We start from the raw sequence: 20,447 nt of genomic DNA on the forward strand, positions 1-20,447 counted from the left end.
ACGGCTTTTATCCTGATTATTTATTCTCCCACCAATATGGTCTGTTTATTTCCGCCGCGCTGTACTAGTATGGTGAATTGATAAATATTTAGAAACCTTACCCTGCTTGATTAACTCTGAAATTACAGCACACTTGATTCTACTAGTTCCCGTCCCTCCTCTCCAGTGCTGGTGAATTGTTTCTCTAAATAAAGGCATTCCCCTTTCTGACGGGAAAACAACATCATATTTATTTTCTTTTTTTGTAATTGCTTTCATTAATTTCCATAACCTATCTTCTTTAGGCATCGGAAAAATTCGATATTGCTTATGTTCCGGCAAATGGCTGGCTCCTTTGAGAGGAACAAAGCATTTGCCCACAGAAGACCATTGTCTTGATATAACAATACATTCTCTCTCCCATTTAATATCACTCCATTTAATCGCTATCGCTTCGCTAATTCGACATCCACTGAGAAAAAGAAACTCAATTAATTGAGCATATTTTGGTTTCTTGTCGTAAACATAATTAATTATCGCCTCCATTTCTTCAATAGAATAAGATAATTCTTGGAAAAATATCTCTTCGTCATCTGCTTCGTGGTCATCGTCTAGCCTATTTTTTGCAGATGACTTGCTTAATTCTTCTGCCATATCTTCAAAGGGATTCAACGAAGAAAAACCATGTTTTATCCCTAACTTATAAGCTTTGCCAAGATTCCTTATAGTCTCCTTGGCAGTCCAGTTGCTTTTGTTACTGACTAGCCAGTTTCTAATCGCTAATGCGTCTTCCCCCACAGTATTAATTGCTTGTTCAATTGCATTGCGAAAAGTTATCCGTAAAAACCGTAGCGTATTCAACGCAGTATCTTTTTCTCGATACTCTACATATTTGTCATATAGCTCCAACAGCCCCATCTCTTTTTTGGCTGGAGGCACTATCGCTAATTGTGGTCTTTCTTTCCCGATGCCGTACTTAACTAATGTCGGATCGAAGCATCCATTAAGAAAATCTAGATGTATTTGAAGGCACTTACTTTCTAACAAGGTATAATTCTCTGGGGTATCAGACAATCCAGGACGTATTTTTTTCTGAGGAGTGGTAGGTTTGTACCATCCAGAGGTTTTACTGATGTCCACGGAGAACTGGAGTCTTAGCTTGCCATCATTAAGGCGCTCAATGATTACCGTATCTTCATAAGCCTTGCACTGAGGGTGTTTTGGAGTGTTAATCATCGTACTAATATCGTACTAAAAATGATTGATAAGTAAAAAAAGTAAAATTTTGAGATAATCTTTATTTATCAGTAGCGCTCAAGTATGCACTAAAAAATCTTAGCACAACTACTTTTGTGTTAAATCTTGATTCATAGATTAATAGTCATTAGTCATTAGTCAATGGTCATTAGTTAGGAACTTTCCACTCGGTATTCTTGCGGTAGAAAGATAGATGCGATCGCTACGCAAAATTTAGCACAGTAGTTAATAAACCCAACCAGTTTTAACTCTAAATTATGCCAAAGCCTCGTTTTTTTCGCTTCTTTCGCCACCTCAATTGGCGCACGATTAAAAAAACTTTTTCCAGAACAATTGAAAGGCGACTTTTGGGACTCGCCTCGGAAATCGCCTATAATGCAATGCTATCGCTGTTTCCAGCAATTCTCGCTATCATCACAGCCATTGGCTTATTGGCAGAATCTTTACAAAATACCTTTAAACAACTGGCGATACAACTAAGTCAAGTGCTACCCGAACAAGCCCTGGATCTGATTCGTGATTTTGCTACCACAGAAATTACCAACTCCAAAAACAGGGGTTTGTTTTCTCTAAGCTTTGTATTAGCAATTTGGACTGCTTCGGGGGCGGTGAGTACGGCAATGACAGCCCTCGATCAAATCCATCAAATTCCTTCAGAAAACATCCGCCCTTTTTGGAAAGCCAAACTTGTCTCTCTGGGATTAACAGTCGGTACTATGTTGCTTTTAGTATTGGCTTCTTTCTCAGTGTTTACTAGCGACTGGCTTTTGGGAATAGTAGTGCGCGAAAATAGTTCTTTGATCTTTTTGTTGCATCTTTGGCTACTGTTACGCTGGCCTTTATCTTTAAGCATTGTTGCTGTCGCCTTTGGCTTTGTCTATCGCTATGGCCCAAGCAAGTGGAACTCAGGCACGCCAATGATGCCTGGAGCAATTTTAGCAGCTGTTTTTTGGGCAATGTTGTCTGCCCTATTTCGGCTGTATGTGGCGAATTTTGGCAATTATAATAAAGTATATGGTGCTGTAGGAGCTGTGATAGTTTTAATGCTCTGGCTGTCAATGAGTGCTGCTGTTCTGTTAATCGGCGATCAGTTGAACGTGACTGTCGGCGAAGATATGCGCTTAAAAGCCCAGACGCAATCGCAAGTCAAATATTAATTCGTAAATCCCTGAGAAAATGATTGCAAAAGCTCAGTAGGGGAGTAAAATATCTAACGATTCAACACAAAGTTAGCGATCGCCTCTATGCCTGATTCTCCTCCTCGATTTTCGATGATTGAACCTGATGCCAAAGCACCCACCTTGAAGCGCCTGCGTCAGTTAAGTCGGCTGCTGGATAATGTTATTACTATTCCTGGCACAAAGATTGGTTTTGGTTTAGATCCAATTTTAGGACTCATACCGATTGGTGGTGATTTTTTGGGAATAATGTTTTCTAGCTACATCATTCTAGAAGCAGCACGGCTAGGCGTATCTAGAGCCACTCTAGGTAAAATGGTTTTGAACGTAATCATTGATGGCTTGGTAGGCGCTGTCCCAGTTTTGGGAGACTTTTTTGATTTTGCCTGGAGAGCTAATACTAATAATATCAAGCTCTTGGAAGAATACTTAAAGTTTCCCAGCGAGCAAAAGAGTGCAGACAGGTGGTTTATCTTTGCCGTTTTGGTTGGACTGTTGTTAATCTCCATTGTCTTAGTAGCATTGCCCGTGATCCTAATTAGAATTTTGTGGAGCGTCTTTACAGGCGGTTAAATTGTTTATTAATAAAAGAATGAAAGATTGGTGGCAAGCTACTTTTCCCAAAGGTCGGCAAAGTCTAGTTATTACTGATGCTAAAGGGTATCCTGTACAAATTGCTTATGGCGAAAGAGGTAGAGGTAAACCGCTAATTTTATTACATGGTATGGGGAGTTGGAGCTACAATTGGCGCCACAGCGTAGCAGCATTATCTAAATATTACCGAGTAATTTGTTTTGATGCTAAAGGTTTTGGTTTTTCCGAAAAACCATTGTCTCGTAAAGAACACAACGGTCATCAAGTTATTGAGTTTCAAAGAATTATTCAGGCATTATGTGATGAACCCGCAGTGATTGTGGCAGAATCTCTGGGGGGATTAGTTGCCCTTGCTCTTGCTCAAGAAAACCCACAGTTAATCGGACGGCTTATAGTAGTAAACGTACCTGTTTTTGCCGAACAGCTACCCCATTGGTCTATGTGGTTGCTTGCCAAAACGCCCTTAGAAATAATGCAAACAATTGACTCCTTACGTCTGGCATATTTGTTTGCACCTTTATTTAGAGAAGTTATGGCAATAGAAAGACGTGGGGTATTATTCGATCCCTCCATTTTGACGCAGGAAGATATCTATTGGATAACTTACCCGTTTACTGAATTGCCTGGTACGATCGCAAAAGTTGCCGAAGAGTTACAAATCGCCGCGCGAGAAATTGAGAATTGGCAAGCAAATAAGCCAAATATGCTCACCAAAATTCAAAATAACCTGAGTGCAATTAAATGTCCTACACTAGTTTTGTGGGGTGAGCAAGATAGTTGGTTTCCTGCTAGTCATGGTAGAAAATTACATCAACATATCCCCAATTCCAAATTACAGATTTTATCTAACTGTTGTCATGATGCCTCAACTGGTGCTTCTGAGGTGTTGAATAAAACGATTCTTGAGTTTTTACAAGATACTAACTTTTAAAGAAGAATTCGTATTTTAATGGAAATATCCCAAATATACCAAAACACTTCACAATGACGTGCGAGTGTTTCAACAATAATTACGAATTACGTTAGCGTAGCGGTAGCGAGTCCGCGTACTCTTTCAGAGAAGCAAGCTACGCTTTTAGCGTCTGTCTGCGACACGCTGCGCGAACGTAGAGAGCGTCATTACGAATTACGAATTAGATAAAAAGAGAGTGGGAGGAAGCATATCAGTCAGCTTTCAAACTCCCACTCTACCATTTGCTGCTGAAGCGAACAGGAATGTATACAGACGTTACCCGTTACTTGGGGGCTAATGCGTAGTTTAACAACAACGCCTGCACGTATTTAATATTCCTGTTGCAGCAAATGCCAAACCTGATTATTGAATTTATTTACTGAGATAAATACTCGGCAAATAATTGTTAGAGATAGCTTTTTGTTTTTGGAACCCACTTAGTAAATAGTGTTTTACAAAAGGAATTTGCTTAGGTAGTAGCCCCTGATAATCAAACCCTTGAAGTCGTTTATCTTCATACAATTTAACTTGAATAATCAAAAGCTGGTTGCCATTTTGGCAAGTTTTTAAATTTCCTAATTGCTCATATCTAACTTTTTAAAAGCGGTTTAACCGCTATATATAGCAATCCGATTTGATTTCTGAATCACTCGTAGAGGTAAGGGACTGGGGACTGGGGACTGGGAAGAAGGAATAAAGGTGTACTGAGTTTTGTTCAAAAATCAAATATGAGTCCTATAGCAAATAAATTATTCGTACATATAGCGGTTCTCGTTTAAGTAGGGGCACGTTGTCGGAGACTGGAAACGAGATTTTTGGCATACTGTGCCCCTACACCTTGCGATATAACGTCGTACCACATCTGAATGGAAAACCCCATAACAAGATTCCCGACTTCTTAGAGAAAGTCGGGAATCTAAGCCAAGTTAATTGGCAAAAAGTGTTAATTTAACGGGGTTTTACTTTACAGTAGTATTAATACTGGCGTAAAATAGCAGACAATGAACTATTTTTACGAAGATCCATCAAGTCTGCTAAGGGTTCTGTGCGCGTATCCAGGTGGTGCTTGTGTTCTGCTGGGAGAACAGTTACCAGATGCTTTGTTTTAGGTTGCATCTGCATAAGGGGCATTAGTTGTGGCTGTGGCACAAAAATTGGCTGACTCTTGGGAAGATTTGGTTCCAATTTTTGGTGATGCTTCTGTGCCAAGCGTACCTGATGGCGATTAACCTGTTTTTGAACTTTTTGCGGTTGCTTGGTGCGGTTAAGCACTCGGAAAATCAGCAAGGAACCACCACCACAGCTGAGAACGATCGCAGCAATCATCCATAAAGGTGTAGGATTGCTATTCTCAGAGGGCGGACTGATTGGTTCTTCAACTATAACTGGGATTTTTTCTGGTTCTTCTTGTGGCACGGAGCCAGCATTACCTAAGCTATATAAGGCAAAGGTGCCACCTCCCAGAAACATGGCTAAACACCCGGTTAACAATAGCCAAGGATGATGTGCAACCAGATATATCAGAACATTCGAGCTGTTTCTTAGTCTCGATTTCCTGTTTGTCAGCTCTGGAGTAGCCCTTTTTAATTGGGTTCGCTCGCGCTGTACACTCTGACTTTTTTCCATGATTACTTTCAGATTTGTACCCCTCTAGTCAATAAATTGTACTTGAGGAGTCAAGCATCAGGTATCCGTAACAAAGTTCAGATTTTAGTAGCTTTTTTGTAAAACATAAGCTACAAAATCTGGCTAAATTTTGCCAAAGTTCTGTATTTATTGTGACTTTTTGCCGTAATAATCGGAAATCAGTTTGCTTATTTATTCTGTCAGCTAGGAGAATGCCTTTCAAGAGCAAGTTGAATTAACCGATCGACTAATTCTGGAAAGGAGACTCCACTATGGGCCCACAGTTGGGGATACATACTTGTCGCAGTAAAGCCTGGTAACGTATTGATTTCGTTAATAAATACTTCTTGTGTTGCTTCCACATAGAAAAAATCTACCCTTGCTAACCCAGCAGCGTCAACAGCGGCAAAAGCTTGTAAAGCCATGTCCTGAATTTGACGAGCGATCGCATCTGGAAGCTGGGCGGGGATCAGTAAATCTGTCCGACCCTCAGTATATTTAGTTTCATAATCATAAAAATCGCTGTCATAAGTAATCTCTCCAATGACAGAGGCTTGGGGTTGATCATTACCTAAAACGGCACACTCAACTTCTCTGGCGACTACTCCAGCTTCTACAACTAATCGGCGATCGTAACTGGCAGCACTATCTAAGGCGGCTTCTAATTCTGGGCGCGATCGCACTTTGGCAATACCCACTGATGAACCCAAATTAGCTGGCTTGACAAAAGCTGGATAACCTAATGTTGCCTCAATTTCATCACACAGTTTCGGAAATACGCACGGATTAGACCAAACTTGCGCTCTAGTTACCGCTTTATATTTTACCTGTGGTAATCCCGCTTGCTCAAAGGCAATTTTCATGGCAATTTTATCCATCCCCATTGCCGAACCTAACACCCCAGAACCGACAAAGGGGACTTGCATCAAAGTCAGTAACCCTTGAATTGTCCCGTCTTCACCGTTGGGGCCGTGGAGGATGGGAAACCAAACATCTACTTGGGCAACTTGAGAGGGAGATTGCCACTTGCTCAGAGTTTGGGCTTGAGGGTTGGATGTCAGATTCCCAACAGATGTTGATTCTGCCGATTCCAGTAGCGGACTGCCAGTCGCTAAAACCTTTTGGGGTGCTTCTCCTGCCAGCCAGCGGCCATCTTTTTGGATGTAAAAAGGCAATATTTCGTACTTACTAGCATTTTCTCCTGCACTCAAGGCGTTAGCGATCGCCCCTGCTGATTTGATCGAAACTTCATGTTCTCCCGAACGACCGCCAAACAGTAAACCCACCCGCAGCTTAGTCATTTTCGGTTCCTCCACACTTCTCAAGCAGATAGCGTATCACAACCTACAAAAATTGCCATATTTTTCTATCTTCTTTTATCAAGGAAGGCAGGAGGCAGTGTTTCGACTACGCTCAACAACCGGGCAGTTCTTGCTAGAGGGAAACTGCCCTCTCTCAAGTACCGCGATCCTCTGGGGTTTAAGACCCCTCCCCTACTGTTGCGTTAGCTTCCCGCAGGGTACGAGAGTTCAGGGCTGCTAAATCTAAATCAGTCGGGGTCGAATCCTCTACTGATTTACTCCTTCTGCCTTCTGCCTCCTGCCTCCTTCAGGAAGTCAGTTCTTGCTGTTCGCGCAGCGTGTCGTAGACAGGGCAGTTCGAGCTTACGGAAAATTCCCTCAGTACTAATAAAAATTACTTATGTATTATCAGCACAAACTGGTATCACATAATGCTTTTTAACACAATAAATAAGTGCGTTTTTGAATACAACACAATGCATTTGTATTAATAAATCAATAAAATTTCATTAAATATTACATCTGTAATCAGCAAACAAAATTTTCTTTATCAAAGAAAAAACTTTAGTTTATATTAATTTTGCTTCTTATTATATTTTTCTATAAATTACATCTTTAAAATTTGTAAAGTAAGTTTATCTGGATTGGGAATAGTGGTAAACATGAATACTAGTGTTTGACTAAGCCACATCGAAAGGGTTAGTAACGCGAAGTGGAACTCAAAATAAATACAGTCAGCAAAAAATAAGAAAGTTTATGAAACCATATAAGCCAAGCATAATCAATAAAACAGCGAAAGTTTTAGCACGTCCACTAAGTATGCTAGTTGCTAATTCTAGAACTGAAAGTGTTGCTAGATTAGCGGAGGCTTACTGGTGTGTTCTACTAGGCAAAGGGAGTGGATCTGGTTGGGCTTTTGACACTGAGATAAATGCAGCGAAGAATGCAATCAAAACTTCTTCACCAATCTTATTCGATGTAGGTGCAAACATTGGTGAATGGTCGTTCCAGCTTAACAAGCTTTTCCCCCAAGCACAGATTTTCATGTTTGAGCCTCTGCCTAATTGTCAGCAGATAATTAAAACCAAAAATATCACTAATTCCTTACTTATTCCTTGCGCTGTAAGTTCTAGCAAAGGATTAGTAAGACTACATACACCTAGTGAAACGTCTCCAATTGCGTCACTACATCAAAGGTATGACTCTTATTCACAAGATAGGGAGTTTACCACTATTGAAGTTAATACTATTACTATCGATGACATTATTGAAGAGTACAAAGTAGAACGTGTTGATTTCATGAAAATGGATATTGAAGGACACGAATTGGAGGCACTCCAAGGCGCCAAAAAGAGTTTAAAGAACAAAGTAATCAGGGCGCTCACATTTGAGTTTGGTATAGGAAATATTAATTCTCGAACATACTTTCGGGATTTCTATGAATTATTAAGTTCTTTGGATTATCAGATATATCGCATCCTACCTTCATCACAATTAATGCATATCAAAGAGTATTACGAAGATTGTGAATATTTTAGAGGAGCGACCAACTACGTAGCAATTGTTACTTAGTCTTTTTCTCTGGAGGTTTCTTGAAATCGTTGCGATTCAATCATCATATTTCCTGCCTTTTGCCTGTAATTAAAACAATCGTGTTGTCAGCTACAGTAATATTCCAGGAGAATGGGCAACAATATTGATAACTAACTAGAAATGCAGCCCAACCTGTAAAAGATGCTGCCGTTTCATGAAACCCAGAATTATTGTTTGTGGCTTAGGACGTACCGGATATAAAACCTTTCGTCTGCTGAGACATCAGGGAGCCTTCGTTGTTGGCATTCATCACCAATCTATCCCTGGCGAAACAGCAGGAGATGTGATTGTTGGAGATTTACAAGCAGCTTCTACCCTGACAGCAGCAGGCATTCAACAGGCGCACACTTTAGTCATCGCTGGATCTAAAGATGCTCTGAATTTATCTATTATGATGCAAGCGCGAGTGCTGAATCCCCAAATTCGGATTATCAACCGTTTTTATAATACAAATTTAGGAGAGCGCCTAGATCAAAGTTTGCCAGATCATTTGAGTATGAGTGTTGTCGGATTAGCAGCACCCGTATTCACCTTTGCAGCAATGGGAAATCGAGCGATCGGACAAATCAAATTATTTCAGCAAACTTGGCCAATTCATGAAGAATACATTCATGAAAACCACTTCTGGAATGGTCTAAAGCTGAGTGAATTGTGGGAAGATCGATCGCGGATGCTGATTTATTACTTGCCAGTAGAAGGTGAGATGGATTTGGTGTCAGGTGTAATATCTGGACAAGAGATCAAGGTGGGCGATCGCTTAATTATTGGTACACAACCCCGCATCCGTTCCCCCCGCAGATCATTAATTAGAAAACTGCTGAAAGTTTTGACTAATTTTAGGCAGTTTCAGGAACACGGGCGATCTGTAGTACTGGGTGCTATTGCACTATTGACAGTTATTGCGATCGCTACATTCACCTATATGTCGGCTGAGTTGAGTTTGTCTCCTGTCGATGCTCTATATTTTTCTGTAGGCATGATTACAGGAGCGGGTGGTAATGACAAAGTAGTAGAAAATGCTCCTAACAGTATTAAGTTATTTACTGTTGTGATGATGCTGATTGGAGCAGTGGTGATTGGTATTTGGTATGCCATGCTCACCGATTTTGTCTTAGGAAGCCGCTTTAAGCAATTTTGGGATGCAGCCCGAATTCCCCAGCGATCGCACTACATTGTCTGTGGCTTGAGTGGTATTGGGGTAAGAATTGTCCAGCAACTCCACGCCAGCGGACATGAAGTTGTAGTAGTTGAACCCGACTCTAACAATAAATATATCAACACCGCCCGCGAACTTGGTATCCCCGTCATTCAGGGCGATGCCAGCTTCCGTACAATACTCAAAGCCAGCAATATAGACTCTGCTGCCGCAGTGATTACTGTTACTAGCAATGATGCTACGAATCTCGAAATTGCCCTCAAAGCCAAAGGTTTAACACCCAGCATTCCGGTGATTGTTCATTATGCCGATCCTGATTTTGCTGGGATAGCGCAACAGCTATTTGGCTTCGAGGCCGTACTGAGTCCGGCGGAACTAGCAGCCCCAGCTTTTGCCGCCGCTGCACTAGGGGGACGTATTCTGGGCAATGGCATCACAGCCGATAGTCTTTGGGTAGCTTTTGCGACTGTGATTACAACTTCACACGTCTTTTGCGGTCAATGGGTGAAAGATGTAGCGATGTCTGCTGATTGTGTACCTTTATACGTAGAAACAAATCACCAAACTCTTCATGGTTGGGATTTACTAGAAACTAATCTCAGTGATGGTGATGTTTTATATATGACAATGCCAGCGACGCGGCTATATCAATTGTGGCGGGGCGAGCAAGTTTGCGAATCACACGCTTAAATAATTCGTAATTAATATACTACTTCCCACTCCCCATTCCCAATACTGTTCGGTTCATGCAAGAGACGCGATGAATCGCCGTCTCTACAATAACCAGTCTTTTGTAGAGACGGCGATTTATCGCGTCTTTGTGATGATTTATCGTATCTTTAGCGATCTAAAATTTTCATCAAAAAACCTTAACTGAACCGTATTGTTCCCACTCCCATTTATTTGTTAACTACTCGTTGTTGGTATTCCTGCTCAGTAATCATATCGAGAGTGTTCTCTAGGCGATCGACAAATACGATCCCGTCGAGATGATCGTATTCGTGTTGAAAAATCCGAGCGATAAAATCGGTTAATTTTTGTTTTTGTAAGTTGCCTTGAGAGTCAGTGTATTCCACCTCAATAGATTTATACCGAGGAACTAATCCCCTAATTCCTGGAACACTTAAACAACCTTCCCAATCTTTGACAACTTCAGTTGAATGAGCAATGATTTGGGGATTAATCATGGCGGTAGGTTCCATTTCCAGGGCGTTGGGATACCTGGCATTAGGACGGGAAGCCACAATAAATAAACGATAGGATTGTGCTACTTGAGGCGCAGCAATTCCCACGCCGTTAGCCTTGGCAACAGTGGCGATTAAGTCCTCAATTAATTTTTGGATCTGCTCATCTTGAATATTCTCAACCCAAGCAGCTTTTTGGCGCAATGTTGGATTGCCTAATTGAATTATTGGCGCTAATTCAGTCATGATAAAGCTCCTTTAAGTAATGGGGAGTAGGGAGTAGGGAGTAGGGGAAGAAGAACTATTTACAAATGAAAAATGAAAAATGACAAATGACAAACATTATCCTTCACGTCTAACAGGCAAAGGAGCAGGTTGAACTCCTACTTGGACAATTTGCCCATTGCGTTCCACTTCTATGGGTAATTTAGTACCGATTTTGCTCTTTTCTACTAGCTTTTGTACTTCTTCAATTTTAGTAACAGGCTGGCTGTTAATGCTTTTAATCACATCACCGACTCGTAGTCCAGCTTCAGATGCAGGCGATCGCGGCACAATCTCAACCAGCAAAACGCCCTCATCTGCTGTAAGATTTAAGCGATCGCCTGCTCTATTTTTTATTCTTTCTTTAATATCTGGTGTCAATGTCACCATCTGCACACCCAAATAAGGATGATCCACCTTGCCTTTAGCGATTAATTCTTGGGCAATCCTTTGCACGGTGTTAATGGGTATAGCAAATCCCAAGCCTTGAGCGCCTCGAATAATCGCTGTATTCATTGCAATTACTTGACCACGAGCATTAAGCAATGGGCCACCGGAATTACCAGGGTTAATTGCAGCATCCGTTTGGATGTAATCAACCCGCTTGTCACTAGCACCAATATCGCTACTAGAACGCCCTGTAGCACTAATAATCCCAGATGTGACAGTGTTATTCAAGCCTAAGGGATTACCAATGGCAATTACAGCCTCTCCTGGTTGCAAGGCATCAGAGTTACCCACAGCTAGAGTTGGCAGATTATTCGCATTAATTTTAATCGTTGCCACATCTGTTACCGGGTCTTCACCCAAAACTTTCCCATCAAAAGTCCGGCCATCTTTGAGTATAACAGTGACTCTATCAGCACCATCTACCACATGAGCGTTGGTAACAATTTGACCAGAAGAATTAATAATAAATCCAGAGCCACTACCGCGCTCTACCCGTTGTCTCGGCTGTGGCGCTCCCTCTCCAAAAAACCGCCGGAAAAATGGATCGTTGTTAAATTCGTCTGGTACGCGAGAAGTGATTGTTCGGGAAGAATCAATACGAACTACCGCAGGCCCCACCTGTTGCACTACTTTCACGACAAAATTAGGATCTCCAGACGAAGAGAAAATCGGCGGGGGAACAATTACCGGATTAGGTACTGTTGTGTTTTGGGCTTGAGTATCGCTTTGCTGATTATCAATGGTCTTAGCAGGTAAAAGAGAGCAGCTTCCCAGGAACACCACTGCTACCCCGTATGAGAGCATCCACAACCTCTGGGGTAAACCCCTGGTTTCAATCTTTTTGGGTGCTGAGTGATGGTTTGTTGTCTTCATGTGTCGTTGCTTCTCCCTTGTCAGTCAGTGGGTGTTAGGATCTTGCCTACTGGGTATGTCCCAAAATGGTTACAACTTAAAAGCTTATTTTAGGTCTAGCGTGTCTCAATGCTAAATTAGTGCTTTCTCTTCTATTGTGACGATTAGCAGCAAAGGTGGTGGATAATGGAAATTCCCATAGAAAGTCTGTGGAGTCAGGTACTAGAGCGCCTAAAGCTTGAACTATCCCGACCTACCTTTGAAACTTGGATCAAAACTGCTAGTGCAGAGCGATTAGAAAATAATTGCTTGGTTATCCGTACTCCTAACCCATTTGCTCGTAATTGGTTACAGAAGTATTACATCAATACCATTGCTCATGTAGTCCAAGATATTCTCGGTCATCCCGTGGGAATTTACATTACTGTTGCTCAAGGTGATGAAGTTTCTCATTTTAGTGAACGAGAGGTTGCTTGGGAATCACCAAATTCCAGCAGTATTTCTGAAGCTGTTCCTAATCACAATCATAAAACTACTGACTTAAACTCTAAATATGTCTTTTCGCGATTTGTAGTTGGTGCTAACAATCGCATGGCTCATGCTGCTTCTTTGGCAGTTGCAGAATCTCCGGGTAAAGAGTTTAATCCTTTGTTTTTATGCGGTGGTGTCGGCTTGGGTAAAACTCATCTCATGCAAGCTATTGGTCATTATCGCTATGCAATTTCTCCTAATTGTAAAATATTTTATGTTTCTACTGAGCAGTTTACTAATGATTTAATTACAGCCATCCGTAAGGATAGTATGCAAAGTTTCCGAGAACATTACCGAGCTGCCGATCTTTTATTAGTTGATGATATTCAGTTTCTTGAAGGGAAGGAATATACCCAAGAGGAATTCTTTTATACTTTTAATACTCTACATGAAGCTGGTAAACAAGTTGTGATTGCTTCCGACCGTCCGCCTAACCAAATTCCTAGCTTGCAAGAACGTCTTTGTTCTCGGTTTTCTATGGGCTTAATTGCCGATATCCAAAAGCCGGATTTAGAAACGAGAATGGCAATTTTACAGAAAAAGGCTGAGGATGAAAATATTAGTCTTCCCCGCGACGTGATTGAGTATATTGCTTCTAACTACACTTCTAATATTCGAGAATTAGAAGGAGCTTTAATTCGGGCGGTGGCTTATATTTCTATTTGGGGTTTACCGATGACGGTGGAAAATATTACACCAGTTTTAGAACCGCCTAATGAAAAAATGGCAGCTACCCCAGAAGCAATTTTAAAGGTTGTGTCGGATAATTTTGATGTTTCAATAGATGACCTTAAAAGTAACTCAAGACGAAGAGAGATAAGCTGGGCGCGTCAACTAGGGATGTATCTGATGCGCCAACACACAGCTTTGAGTTTGCCGAGAATTGGCGAAGAGTTTGGTGGTAAAGACCATACAACGGTAATCTATAGTTGCGATAAAATTAATCAACTCCAGGAGAGCGATCGCACTTTAGCACAAACAATCCGCCAACTGAGCGATCGCATCAATATGACTAGCCGTTCTCAAAAACCATCGTGAAGATTTATTTTAAGTTTTCCACAAGCAGCTGTCTGAATTATGAGTTTTGACGGTTGAAGAATTAGTCAAGAATATTAAGTAACGTATAAAAATTGATTAAATTTAACTTAGATTGTGCAAAAAACTGGGGAAAACTTGATATTCTACAGTGAAAATTTAATTAAGTATAATTACCTTGTGGAAAATTAGCATAGTTTTTCCACAAGTTTTCCACAGATGTAAAGTAGTTTCTGTTAATAATTTTTTCCTCCTGTTTCACTTCGGTATGGCTCGGCGATCGCCTGCTTTCTGCTTTCTGCCTTTCTTGGCAATTTGATAGTAAAGGTGCTACCTTTGCCGAATTCACTTTGCACATCGATACTGCCGTGGTGTGTCAAAACAATTGCTTGGGCGATCGCTAATCCTAATCCAGAACCGCCAGTGCTACGAGAGCGATCGCTATTCACTCGATAGAAACGGTCAAAAATCTGAGTCAGATCCTGCTGTGGAATACCAATGCCCGTATCTTGAACCTGAATCACAGCATAGTTGTCACTACGGTCTAAGTAAACAGTTACCTTTCCTGTTTGCGGTGTGTATTGAATTGCATTAATAATTAAGTTAGAAAACAAGCGATAAAGCTGATCTGCATTACCAATCACATCCAAAGGCGTTGATAGCCGTACAGAAGATGTTAGAGTTACACCTGCTGCGATCGCTAATGCTGCAAATTCCTCTATTAAGTCATTAACAATATCATCCAAGCAACAAATGTCTTGTTGCATCGGCACAGATTGACGATCCAAGCGAGTCAGCAGCAGTAAATCTGTAACCAGAGTTGTGAGTCGTTGATTCTGACGGTGTAGGGTTTGTAGAATGTCCCGCGCTTCTGTTTCATCTAATTGAGACATCATCAGCGCGGATTCTACTGTCGCTTGTGTTGCGGCTAAAGGTGTTCGCAATTCGTGTGCAGCATCTGCTGTAAATTGTTGCACTTGTTTATATGAGCGATAAATTGGCTGCATTGCTAATCCTGCTAACCACCAACTAGCAACGCCAACCAGAAGCATGATGATGGGTAATCCCAATCCTAAAGTGAGTTTTACGGCAGTGAGATAACTATTGAATTCTGCTAGACTTCGCCCTACTTGGATGTAACCCCAATCACGATTTTTTTGGGTGTGGAGTACAAAAGAAATTTGATGATAAAAGTTGCCCTTGCTATCTTTAAGGGTTTGCCAAAGTTTTTTGTTCAAGACTAGGGGGAATCCATGTGGATAATTGCCTGCGATCGCAATCAAGCGTCCTGAATTATCGAAAAAACGGACATAATAATTACCTTGATTAATTGCGCTTAAAATATGGCGCTTAGAACTTAATTGCTCTTGAATGCAGCTAGTGCCAACCACACAAATATTAGGTAAAAGCTGCTGTATTACTGGTTCAAATTTACCGGGTTGTTGTAATTTAAGTTCAATAGTATCGTGTAATGTTCCTGCAACAGATTCCAGTTCACGGTCTAATGTCATCCAATGAGCATGAGAAATTGCTCTGTAGATGCCGAATCCGCACAGGCTTAAAATGAGAGCCATGACGAGTGCATACCACAGCGCTAAACGTAGGCGGGTTTGCTGAAACAGTTTATTTTGATTCATCTAGCCTTTGTATGGGAACACTACAAAAGAGGCAGATAGAAGGAGAGTTGTTCATGAAACCTGTTTTCCAAAAAGGTCAATTAACAACATGGAAGGATGATAGGGGTTTTGGCTTCATAAAACCTGCTCAGGGTAGTAAAGAAATTTTTCTTCATATCAGTGAATTGAAGGGAGCATCTCGCCGTCCGAAAGTGGGAGATACGATTCTTTACCAGCTAAAAACTCAAGTAAATGGAAAACTTAGCGCTTATAATGCCTCAATTGAAGGGGTTTTAGCTCAAACTTTGCCGAAGAAACAAAATGTCAATAAACGCAGGTTACTGCCAAAATTTATCGGCATTGGGGTTATGGTTATGATTGCAATTCTTTCACAAGAATTTAGTCGTAGTCGCTCTCCTTCTCTAATTAAATTAGTAACTAAACCAGGATGTCAAATTAAAGGTAACATCTCTATTGATAGGGGAGCTAAGGTTTACCATGTTCCAGGAGCCGAGGATTATGAATCAACAGTAATTGATCCAGCGCGTGGAGAAAGATGGTTTTGCACCGAATCAGAAGCGATGGCAAATGGTTGGCGTAAAGCACCAAGGTAGCACCCGCAGCCAAAACTAAGCAGCCTAATATTTCTGAAACCGGGGAGTATCAACAGTAAGATTCAGACGATATCCCGTACCGTGCAAAGTTTCAATCATGTTTTCGCAACCATTATTAGCTAGTTTGCGACGTATTTTCAGATAGCGCCGCCGTGTAGTGTTTACCACTAACGTCATAGGTTAAAGGAATTGACTTTTGTTTTCCATCTGGTAGCTGGACTTGAGCGATTACTTTTGCATTAGTTCCTGTTTCGTGATTATCACCTGTTAGCAAATATAAATCCATGTGAGTTGCCTTAGTTTCTTTCTCTGCTAAGAACTCCAAGTGATAAGTTCCTGTCTCCACAACTTGACCACCTTTAGATTCACCATGCGGACTATCTATTTTTTTGGCCACAGGTGAAGCTATAACTGATGGAGTTTTGGTATTTGAGGCAGAAGAAACTGGGCTATTTTCTGTATTAGCTGTTTGATTACTATTACTACAAGCACCCAAGAAAATTAGTCCTAAACTTCCGATAATAATCAAGCCAGATTTGAGAATTTTCATTAATTTGCTCCTGATTTAAATTGATTGATAATTTGAACAAAGTTTTAGCACATGAAATTATTCCTATCATGATATTTTGGGAGTTCGAGAATTTTCACTGAACAATAGAATACCCATAGCAGGCTTAGGGAGCAAAAACCTGCCAAACTTGATATATAGTGCAGGTAGAACCACTAAGGTTAGGGCCGTAGAAGTAAATAACCCACCTAACACCACTATTGAAAGTGGTTGTAATATTTCTTTTCCTGCTCCACTTTCAATTACTAATGGAGCTAATCCTAAAGCTGAGGTAAAAGCTGTCATCAAAATAGCATTTAAACGTTCCATTGAGCCTTTAATCAGAACATCATTAAGTAGTAGACCTTCCCCAAATTTGGTGTTGTAATTATCCACAAGTAACAAACCATTGCGGGTAGCAATTCCAAATAGAGTGATAAAGCCAACTAAGGAAGCAATAGAAATAACACCACCACTCAAAGCTACTGAAAATACTCCTCCCGCGGCTGCAATCCACCACGGTATTTTAGTCTCTGTTGTTTGTACAGCAGTTTCCGTGTGTTCGTCTGCTTTTTTCTTGGTGTCACCCCGCAGAGATTGGGCGTAAAGTTGCGGTGCGCGTTGGGTGACAATCATATCTCCATTGAATAAACCAGTTTTTACCTCAACCATGTCTCCAGAGGTTTGACCTAATGTAATTTCAACTGGTTGATAAGTATTGCCATTTTGGATGTAGACAACTTTTTTATTATTAGCTTCAACTACAGCCGCACTGGGAATAATCAGTACATCTGACGATGTTTGATTTGTCAAAACTTCCAACTCTGCAAACATTCCTGGTTTTAGGACACCACCAGGGTTATTTATTTCGGCTTTCACAGGCACAACCCGCGTATCACCTGCTACTACAGAATTAATTACTGCAATTCGTCCTGCGAAAATACGATTGGGGAGAGAAGCAACTTTGACATTAACCCGTTGCCCTGTTTTAACTTTGTCTAAATCTTTTTCATATATATTTGCTGTGGCAAAAACCTGATTGTCATTGACAATCGTCATCAGCTTACCACCTGCATCCTCAAAGCTTTGACCAAGAGTCACTTCCCGATCTGCCACCTTCCCAGAAATAGGAGATGTTACCGTCACCAGTCCTTTGGCATTGCCCCGGATTCCTAGTTGTTGCAGCCGAGTTTCATAAGTGCTGTTACTGAGATTTATTCGAGATTTGGCGACATCAACAGATGCCTGAGCGCGTTTAAGTTGATTTTCAGCCTCAATCACCTCTCGGCGGCTATTGGCTTTGGCAAGGTCGGCTTTGGCTTGTGCCAGTTGGGTTTGCGATTCCAGACCATTACGCCTTGGTAAAGCACCTTGAGCAACTAATTCTTGATCTTTGTCATACTTTTCTTGAGAAAATGCCACTTGACTTTGGGCTTGGGCAATTTCTGCTGTGGTTATTTGTTGATAGCGATCGCGATTTTGTTGCGCTAATTTTAAATCAGCTAAGGCTTGTTGTAAATCAGCCTGACCTTGAGCTAGTTTTTCTTGGGAGTTAACCCGCAGTTCTACCAAATCAGGACTAGATAGTATAGCTACGGGTTGACCTTGTTTAACTAATGCACCAGGTTCCACCAATAACTCAATCACCTTTGCGCCTGTAATTGGTGTGGTTACTTCTACTTGTTTGCTAAGTAAAGTTTCAATCTGGCCTGTGGTTTTTATACCCACAGCTAAACGCTGGCTTTTAACTGGCTCAACTTTAATTCCTCACCGTTGGGCAGTTTGAGTATCAACTTCAATGGAACTAGTTGCTGGGGTGGCTTCACTTTCTTGATGAAATTCATTTCCGTGTCCGGCGTGGGCTAAAACTAGTACCGGATTTGCCAATAACAGTAAACCGGCAAGTGTACCAGAAACATAACGCATGGTTACAATTGGTTGGAAACGCAGAGAGTTGGGCATTGTGATGAGAAAATTTGAAATATGGGTGCAAAAAAACTGCGATCGCAATATTTGATAAACAAAGCTAGCTTTGTTTAGGGGGATTTTTCTGCACCTTACTCTCAGTCTTTCATCTCAAAATGAAATTGGCATGAAATTGAGAACTCACATGGAAAGATTGGGTTTCGTTCCTCAACCCAACTTGCTAGTCTGTCCAGTTTAAATTGATGGGTAAGCAAGTTCGCGTTCCAACATAGTCAGGGGTTCGTCGTTGTGAGAGTAGGAACAGAATTGAGTGACACCAACGATACCTCTTGCGTCTTTAGGAGTTAGGATAAATTAGGCTTTTCACAAATTATAGTATGTTTGCGTATTACACCGGGCGACTGGAAGTCGCGGCTACACAGACAAAACCCGCCTACGCGCGTTAAAAAGCTTTAATTTTTTCGCCTCGTTCCCAGCCTAGAGGCTGGGAACCAGTTATTTTTGTTGGTTGCTTTTTACTACTCAGCAGCGATCGCCTATAAACATAAGGATGTTAGGATATCTTTCACTAGCTGCATCTGACTTATGAAATTAGTTTGCTCCCAAAGCGATCTCAGTACAAACCTCTCACTCGTTAGTCGTGCAGTACCTTCACGGCCAACTCATCCAGTACTTGCTAATGTGCTGTTACAAGCAGATGCTGAAACTAACCAAGTAAGCTTAACAGCCTTCGATCTCAGCTTAGGAATCCGCACCAGTTTTAACGCAGAGGTATGGCAAAGTGGTGCGATCGCACTTCCTGCTAAATTACTTGTAGACATCACCTCTCGTCTTCCAGAGGGCGAAATCACTTTAGACGATGAATCAGCCCTAACAGGTGCAACATCCGGTGGAGAAGGTTTAATAGTTACACTCACACCCAAGAGTGGACATTACCAAGTCCGAGCAATGGGGCCGGAAGAATTTCCCGAACTACCTGTAATTGAAAATACAGAAGTAATCCATCTCACCACCACCGCATTAATTGAGGGATTACGCGGTTCATTGTTTGCTACCAGTGCTGATGAAACCAAGCAAGTACTCACTGGTGTGCATTTAACAGTTAAACAAGACACCTTAGAATTTGCAGCTACCGATGGACATCGCCTCGCAGTCGTAGAAACTAGCAACGAGCGTCCTCTAGGCGGGACTAGTCAACTAGAAGTGACAGTACCAGCTAGAGCGTTACGCGAACTCCAACGAATGTTAGCTCATAGCGCCTCATCAGATGAACCTGTAGCTCTATATTTCGATCAAGGTCAAGTTGTGTTTGCATGGCAAAATCAACGCTTGACTAGTCGCACATTAGAAGGGCAATATCCCGCTTATCGACAATTAATTCCGCGCCAATTTGAGCGACAAGTGACAATTGAACGGCGACAATTTGTCAGCACATTGGAACGGATTGCTGTGTTAGCCGATCAAAAAAATAATATTGTCAAGGTTAGTATTGATAGCGAAGCTCAAGAAATTACTTTATCTTGTGAAGCTCAAGATGTGGGCAGTGGTAGAGAGTCAATGCCAGCGCAAATTTCTGGGGAAAATATAGAGATTGCTTTTAACATTAAATATTTGATGGAAGGCTTAAAAGAGTTACCATCTTCAGAAATTCAAATGCATCTGAATCAAAGCCTGACTCCAGTAATTTTTACGCCACTAGGCGGTTTGAAAATGACCTATTTAGCTATGCCGGTGCAACTTAGAAGTTAAAAAGAATTGTAAGGTAGCACATCTTTGCTACCCTACAGCGTAT

General features: G+C 41.3%; 15 protein-coding genes and 2 pseudogenes. 8 read left to right on the top strand and 9 right to left on the bottom strand.

Annotated elements, in window-relative coordinates:
• Positions 1 to 45: 45 nt before the first annotated feature.
• Positions 46 to 1,215 (bottom strand): tyrosine-type recombinase/integrase, encoded by a 1,170-nt coding sequence (locus CDG76_RS18215; protein WP_094350364.1) that lies wholly within the window; start codon positions 1,213 to 1,215, stop codon positions 46 to 48.
• 278 nt (positions 1,216 to 1,493) lie between these two features.
• Between CDG76_RS18215 and CDG76_RS18220 the strand changes: the two genes are divergently transcribed.
• From CDG76_RS18220 to CDG76_RS18230, 3 genes are all read left to right on the top strand, one after another.
• On the top strand, positions 1,494 to 2,393 hold the full coding sequence (locus CDG76_RS18220) for a YihY/virulence factor BrkB family protein (protein WP_094350365.1): 900 nt from the start codon (positions 1,494 to 1,496) through the stop codon (positions 2,391 to 2,393).
• Positions 2,394 to 2,480: 87 nt separating this feature from the next.
• Entirely contained in the window at positions 2,481 to 2,987 is a 507-nt protein-coding gene (locus tag CDG76_RS18225) for a DUF4112 domain-containing protein (RefSeq protein ID WP_094350366.1), read from the top strand.
• Between the two features lie 19 nt (positions 2,988 to 3,006).
• On the top strand, positions 3,007 to 3,939 hold the full coding sequence (locus CDG76_RS18230) for an alpha/beta fold hydrolase (protein WP_094350367.1): 933 nt from the start codon (positions 3,007 to 3,009) through the stop codon (positions 3,937 to 3,939).
• A gap of 996 nt (positions 3,940 to 4,935) precedes the next feature.
• On the opposite strand, the gene CDG76_RS18235 is transcribed toward CDG76_RS18230, so the two are convergent.
• Both CDG76_RS18235 and CDG76_RS18240 read right to left on the bottom strand, forming a co-directional pair.
• Positions 4,936 to 5,586 (bottom strand): hypothetical protein, encoded by a 651-nt coding sequence (locus tag CDG76_RS18235; RefSeq protein WP_223265271.1) that lies wholly within the window; start codon positions 5,584 to 5,586, stop codon positions 4,936 to 4,938.
• 200 nt (positions 5,587 to 5,786) lie between these two features.
• Entirely contained in the window at positions 5,787 to 6,887 is a 1,101-nt protein-coding gene (locus CDG76_RS18240) for a D-alanine--D-alanine ligase family protein (protein ID WP_094350368.1), read from the bottom strand.
• Positions 6,888 to 7,643: 756 nt separating this feature from the next.
• Between CDG76_RS18240 and CDG76_RS18245 the strand changes: the two genes are divergently transcribed.
• Both CDG76_RS18245 and CDG76_RS18250 read left to right on the top strand, forming a co-directional pair.
• Positions 7,644 to 8,459 carry an FkbM family methyltransferase gene (locus tag CDG76_RS18245; RefSeq protein ID WP_094350369.1) on the top strand — a complete coding sequence of 272 codons (816 nt, stop codon included), beginning with the start codon at positions 7,644 to 7,646 and terminating at the stop codon, positions 8,457 to 8,459.
• A 175-nt stretch (positions 8,460 to 8,634) separates the two neighbouring features.
• Positions 8,635 to 10,326 carry an NAD-binding protein gene (locus CDG76_RS18250; RefSeq protein ID WP_094350370.1) on the top strand — a complete coding sequence of 564 codons (1,692 nt, stop codon included), beginning with the start codon at positions 8,635 to 8,637 and terminating at the stop codon, positions 10,324 to 10,326.
• A 209-nt stretch (positions 10,327 to 10,535) separates the two neighbouring features.
• Here CDG76_RS18250 and def read toward each other — a convergent pair whose 3' ends face one another.
• Together def and CDG76_RS18260 are read right to left on the bottom strand one after the other, a co-directional pair.
• The gene (def, locus tag CDG76_RS18255; protein WP_094350371.1) at positions 10,536 to 11,066 is read right to left on the bottom strand and encodes a peptide deformylase; all 531 of its coding nucleotides are present in this window, start codon (positions 11,064 to 11,066) and stop codon (positions 10,536 to 10,538) included.
• Positions 11,067 to 11,162: 96 nt separating this feature from the next.
• Entirely contained in the window at positions 11,163 to 12,407 is a 1,245-nt protein-coding gene (locus tag CDG76_RS18260; protein ID WP_094350372.1) for an HhoA/HhoB/HtrA family serine endopeptidase, read from the bottom strand.
• Between the two features lie 165 nt (positions 12,408 to 12,572).
• On the opposite strand from CDG76_RS18260, the gene dnaA reads away from it, so the two are divergent.
• Positions 12,573 to 13,955 carry a chromosomal replication initiator protein DnaA gene (gene dnaA / locus CDG76_RS18265; protein ID WP_094350373.1) on the top strand — a complete coding sequence of 461 codons (1,383 nt, stop codon included), beginning with the start codon at positions 12,573 to 12,575 and terminating at the stop codon, positions 13,953 to 13,955.
• Between the two features lie 233 nt (positions 13,956 to 14,188).
• Here dnaA and rppB read toward each other — a convergent pair whose 3' ends face one another.
• A complete protein-coding gene (gene rppB / locus CDG76_RS18270; RefSeq protein WP_094350374.1) occupies positions 14,189 to 15,589 on the bottom strand; it encodes a two-component system sensor histidine kinase RppB in 1,401 nt (466 codons plus the stop codon).
• A gap of 53 nt (positions 15,590 to 15,642) precedes the next feature.
• Between rppB and CDG76_RS18275 the strand changes: the two genes are divergently transcribed.
• Entirely contained in the window at positions 15,643 to 16,182 is a 540-nt protein-coding gene (locus CDG76_RS18275) for a cold shock domain-containing protein (protein WP_094350375.1), read from the top strand.
• A 24-nt stretch (positions 16,183 to 16,206) separates the two neighbouring features.
• Here the strand turns inward: CDG76_RS18275 and CDG76_RS38390 are convergent.
• The 3 genes and pseudogenes from CDG76_RS38390 to CDG76_RS18285 form a co-directional block, all read right to left on the bottom strand.
• Positions 16,207 to 16,317, bottom strand: a pseudogene (locus CDG76_RS38390) (helix-turn-helix domain-containing protein); the annotation flags it as partial.
• On the bottom strand, positions 16,298 to 16,732 hold the full coding sequence (locus CDG76_RS18280; RefSeq protein ID WP_094350376.1) for a hypothetical protein: 435 nt from the start codon (positions 16,730 to 16,732) through the stop codon (positions 16,298 to 16,300). The pseudogene CDG76_RS38390 and the gene CDG76_RS18280, both read right to left, overlap by 20 nt.
• Positions 16,733 to 16,798: 66 nt before the next feature.
• Positions 16,799 to 18,691 (bottom strand): annotated as a pseudogene (locus tag CDG76_RS18285) (efflux RND transporter periplasmic adaptor subunit).
• Between the two features lie 549 nt (positions 18,692 to 19,240).
• Between CDG76_RS18285 and dnaN the strand changes: the two are divergent.
• The gene (gene dnaN, locus CDG76_RS18290) at positions 19,241 to 20,404 is read left to right on the top strand and encodes a DNA polymerase III subunit beta (protein WP_094350377.1); all 1,164 of its coding nucleotides are present in this window, start codon (positions 19,241 to 19,243) and stop codon (positions 20,402 to 20,404) included.
• Positions 20,405 to 20,447 lie beyond the last annotated feature (43 nt).

Source organism: Nostoc sp. 'Peltigera membranacea cyanobiont' 210A (genome assembly GCF_002246015.1).
GTDB lineage: Bacteria > Cyanobacteriota > Cyanobacteriia > Cyanobacteriales > Nostocaceae > Nostoc.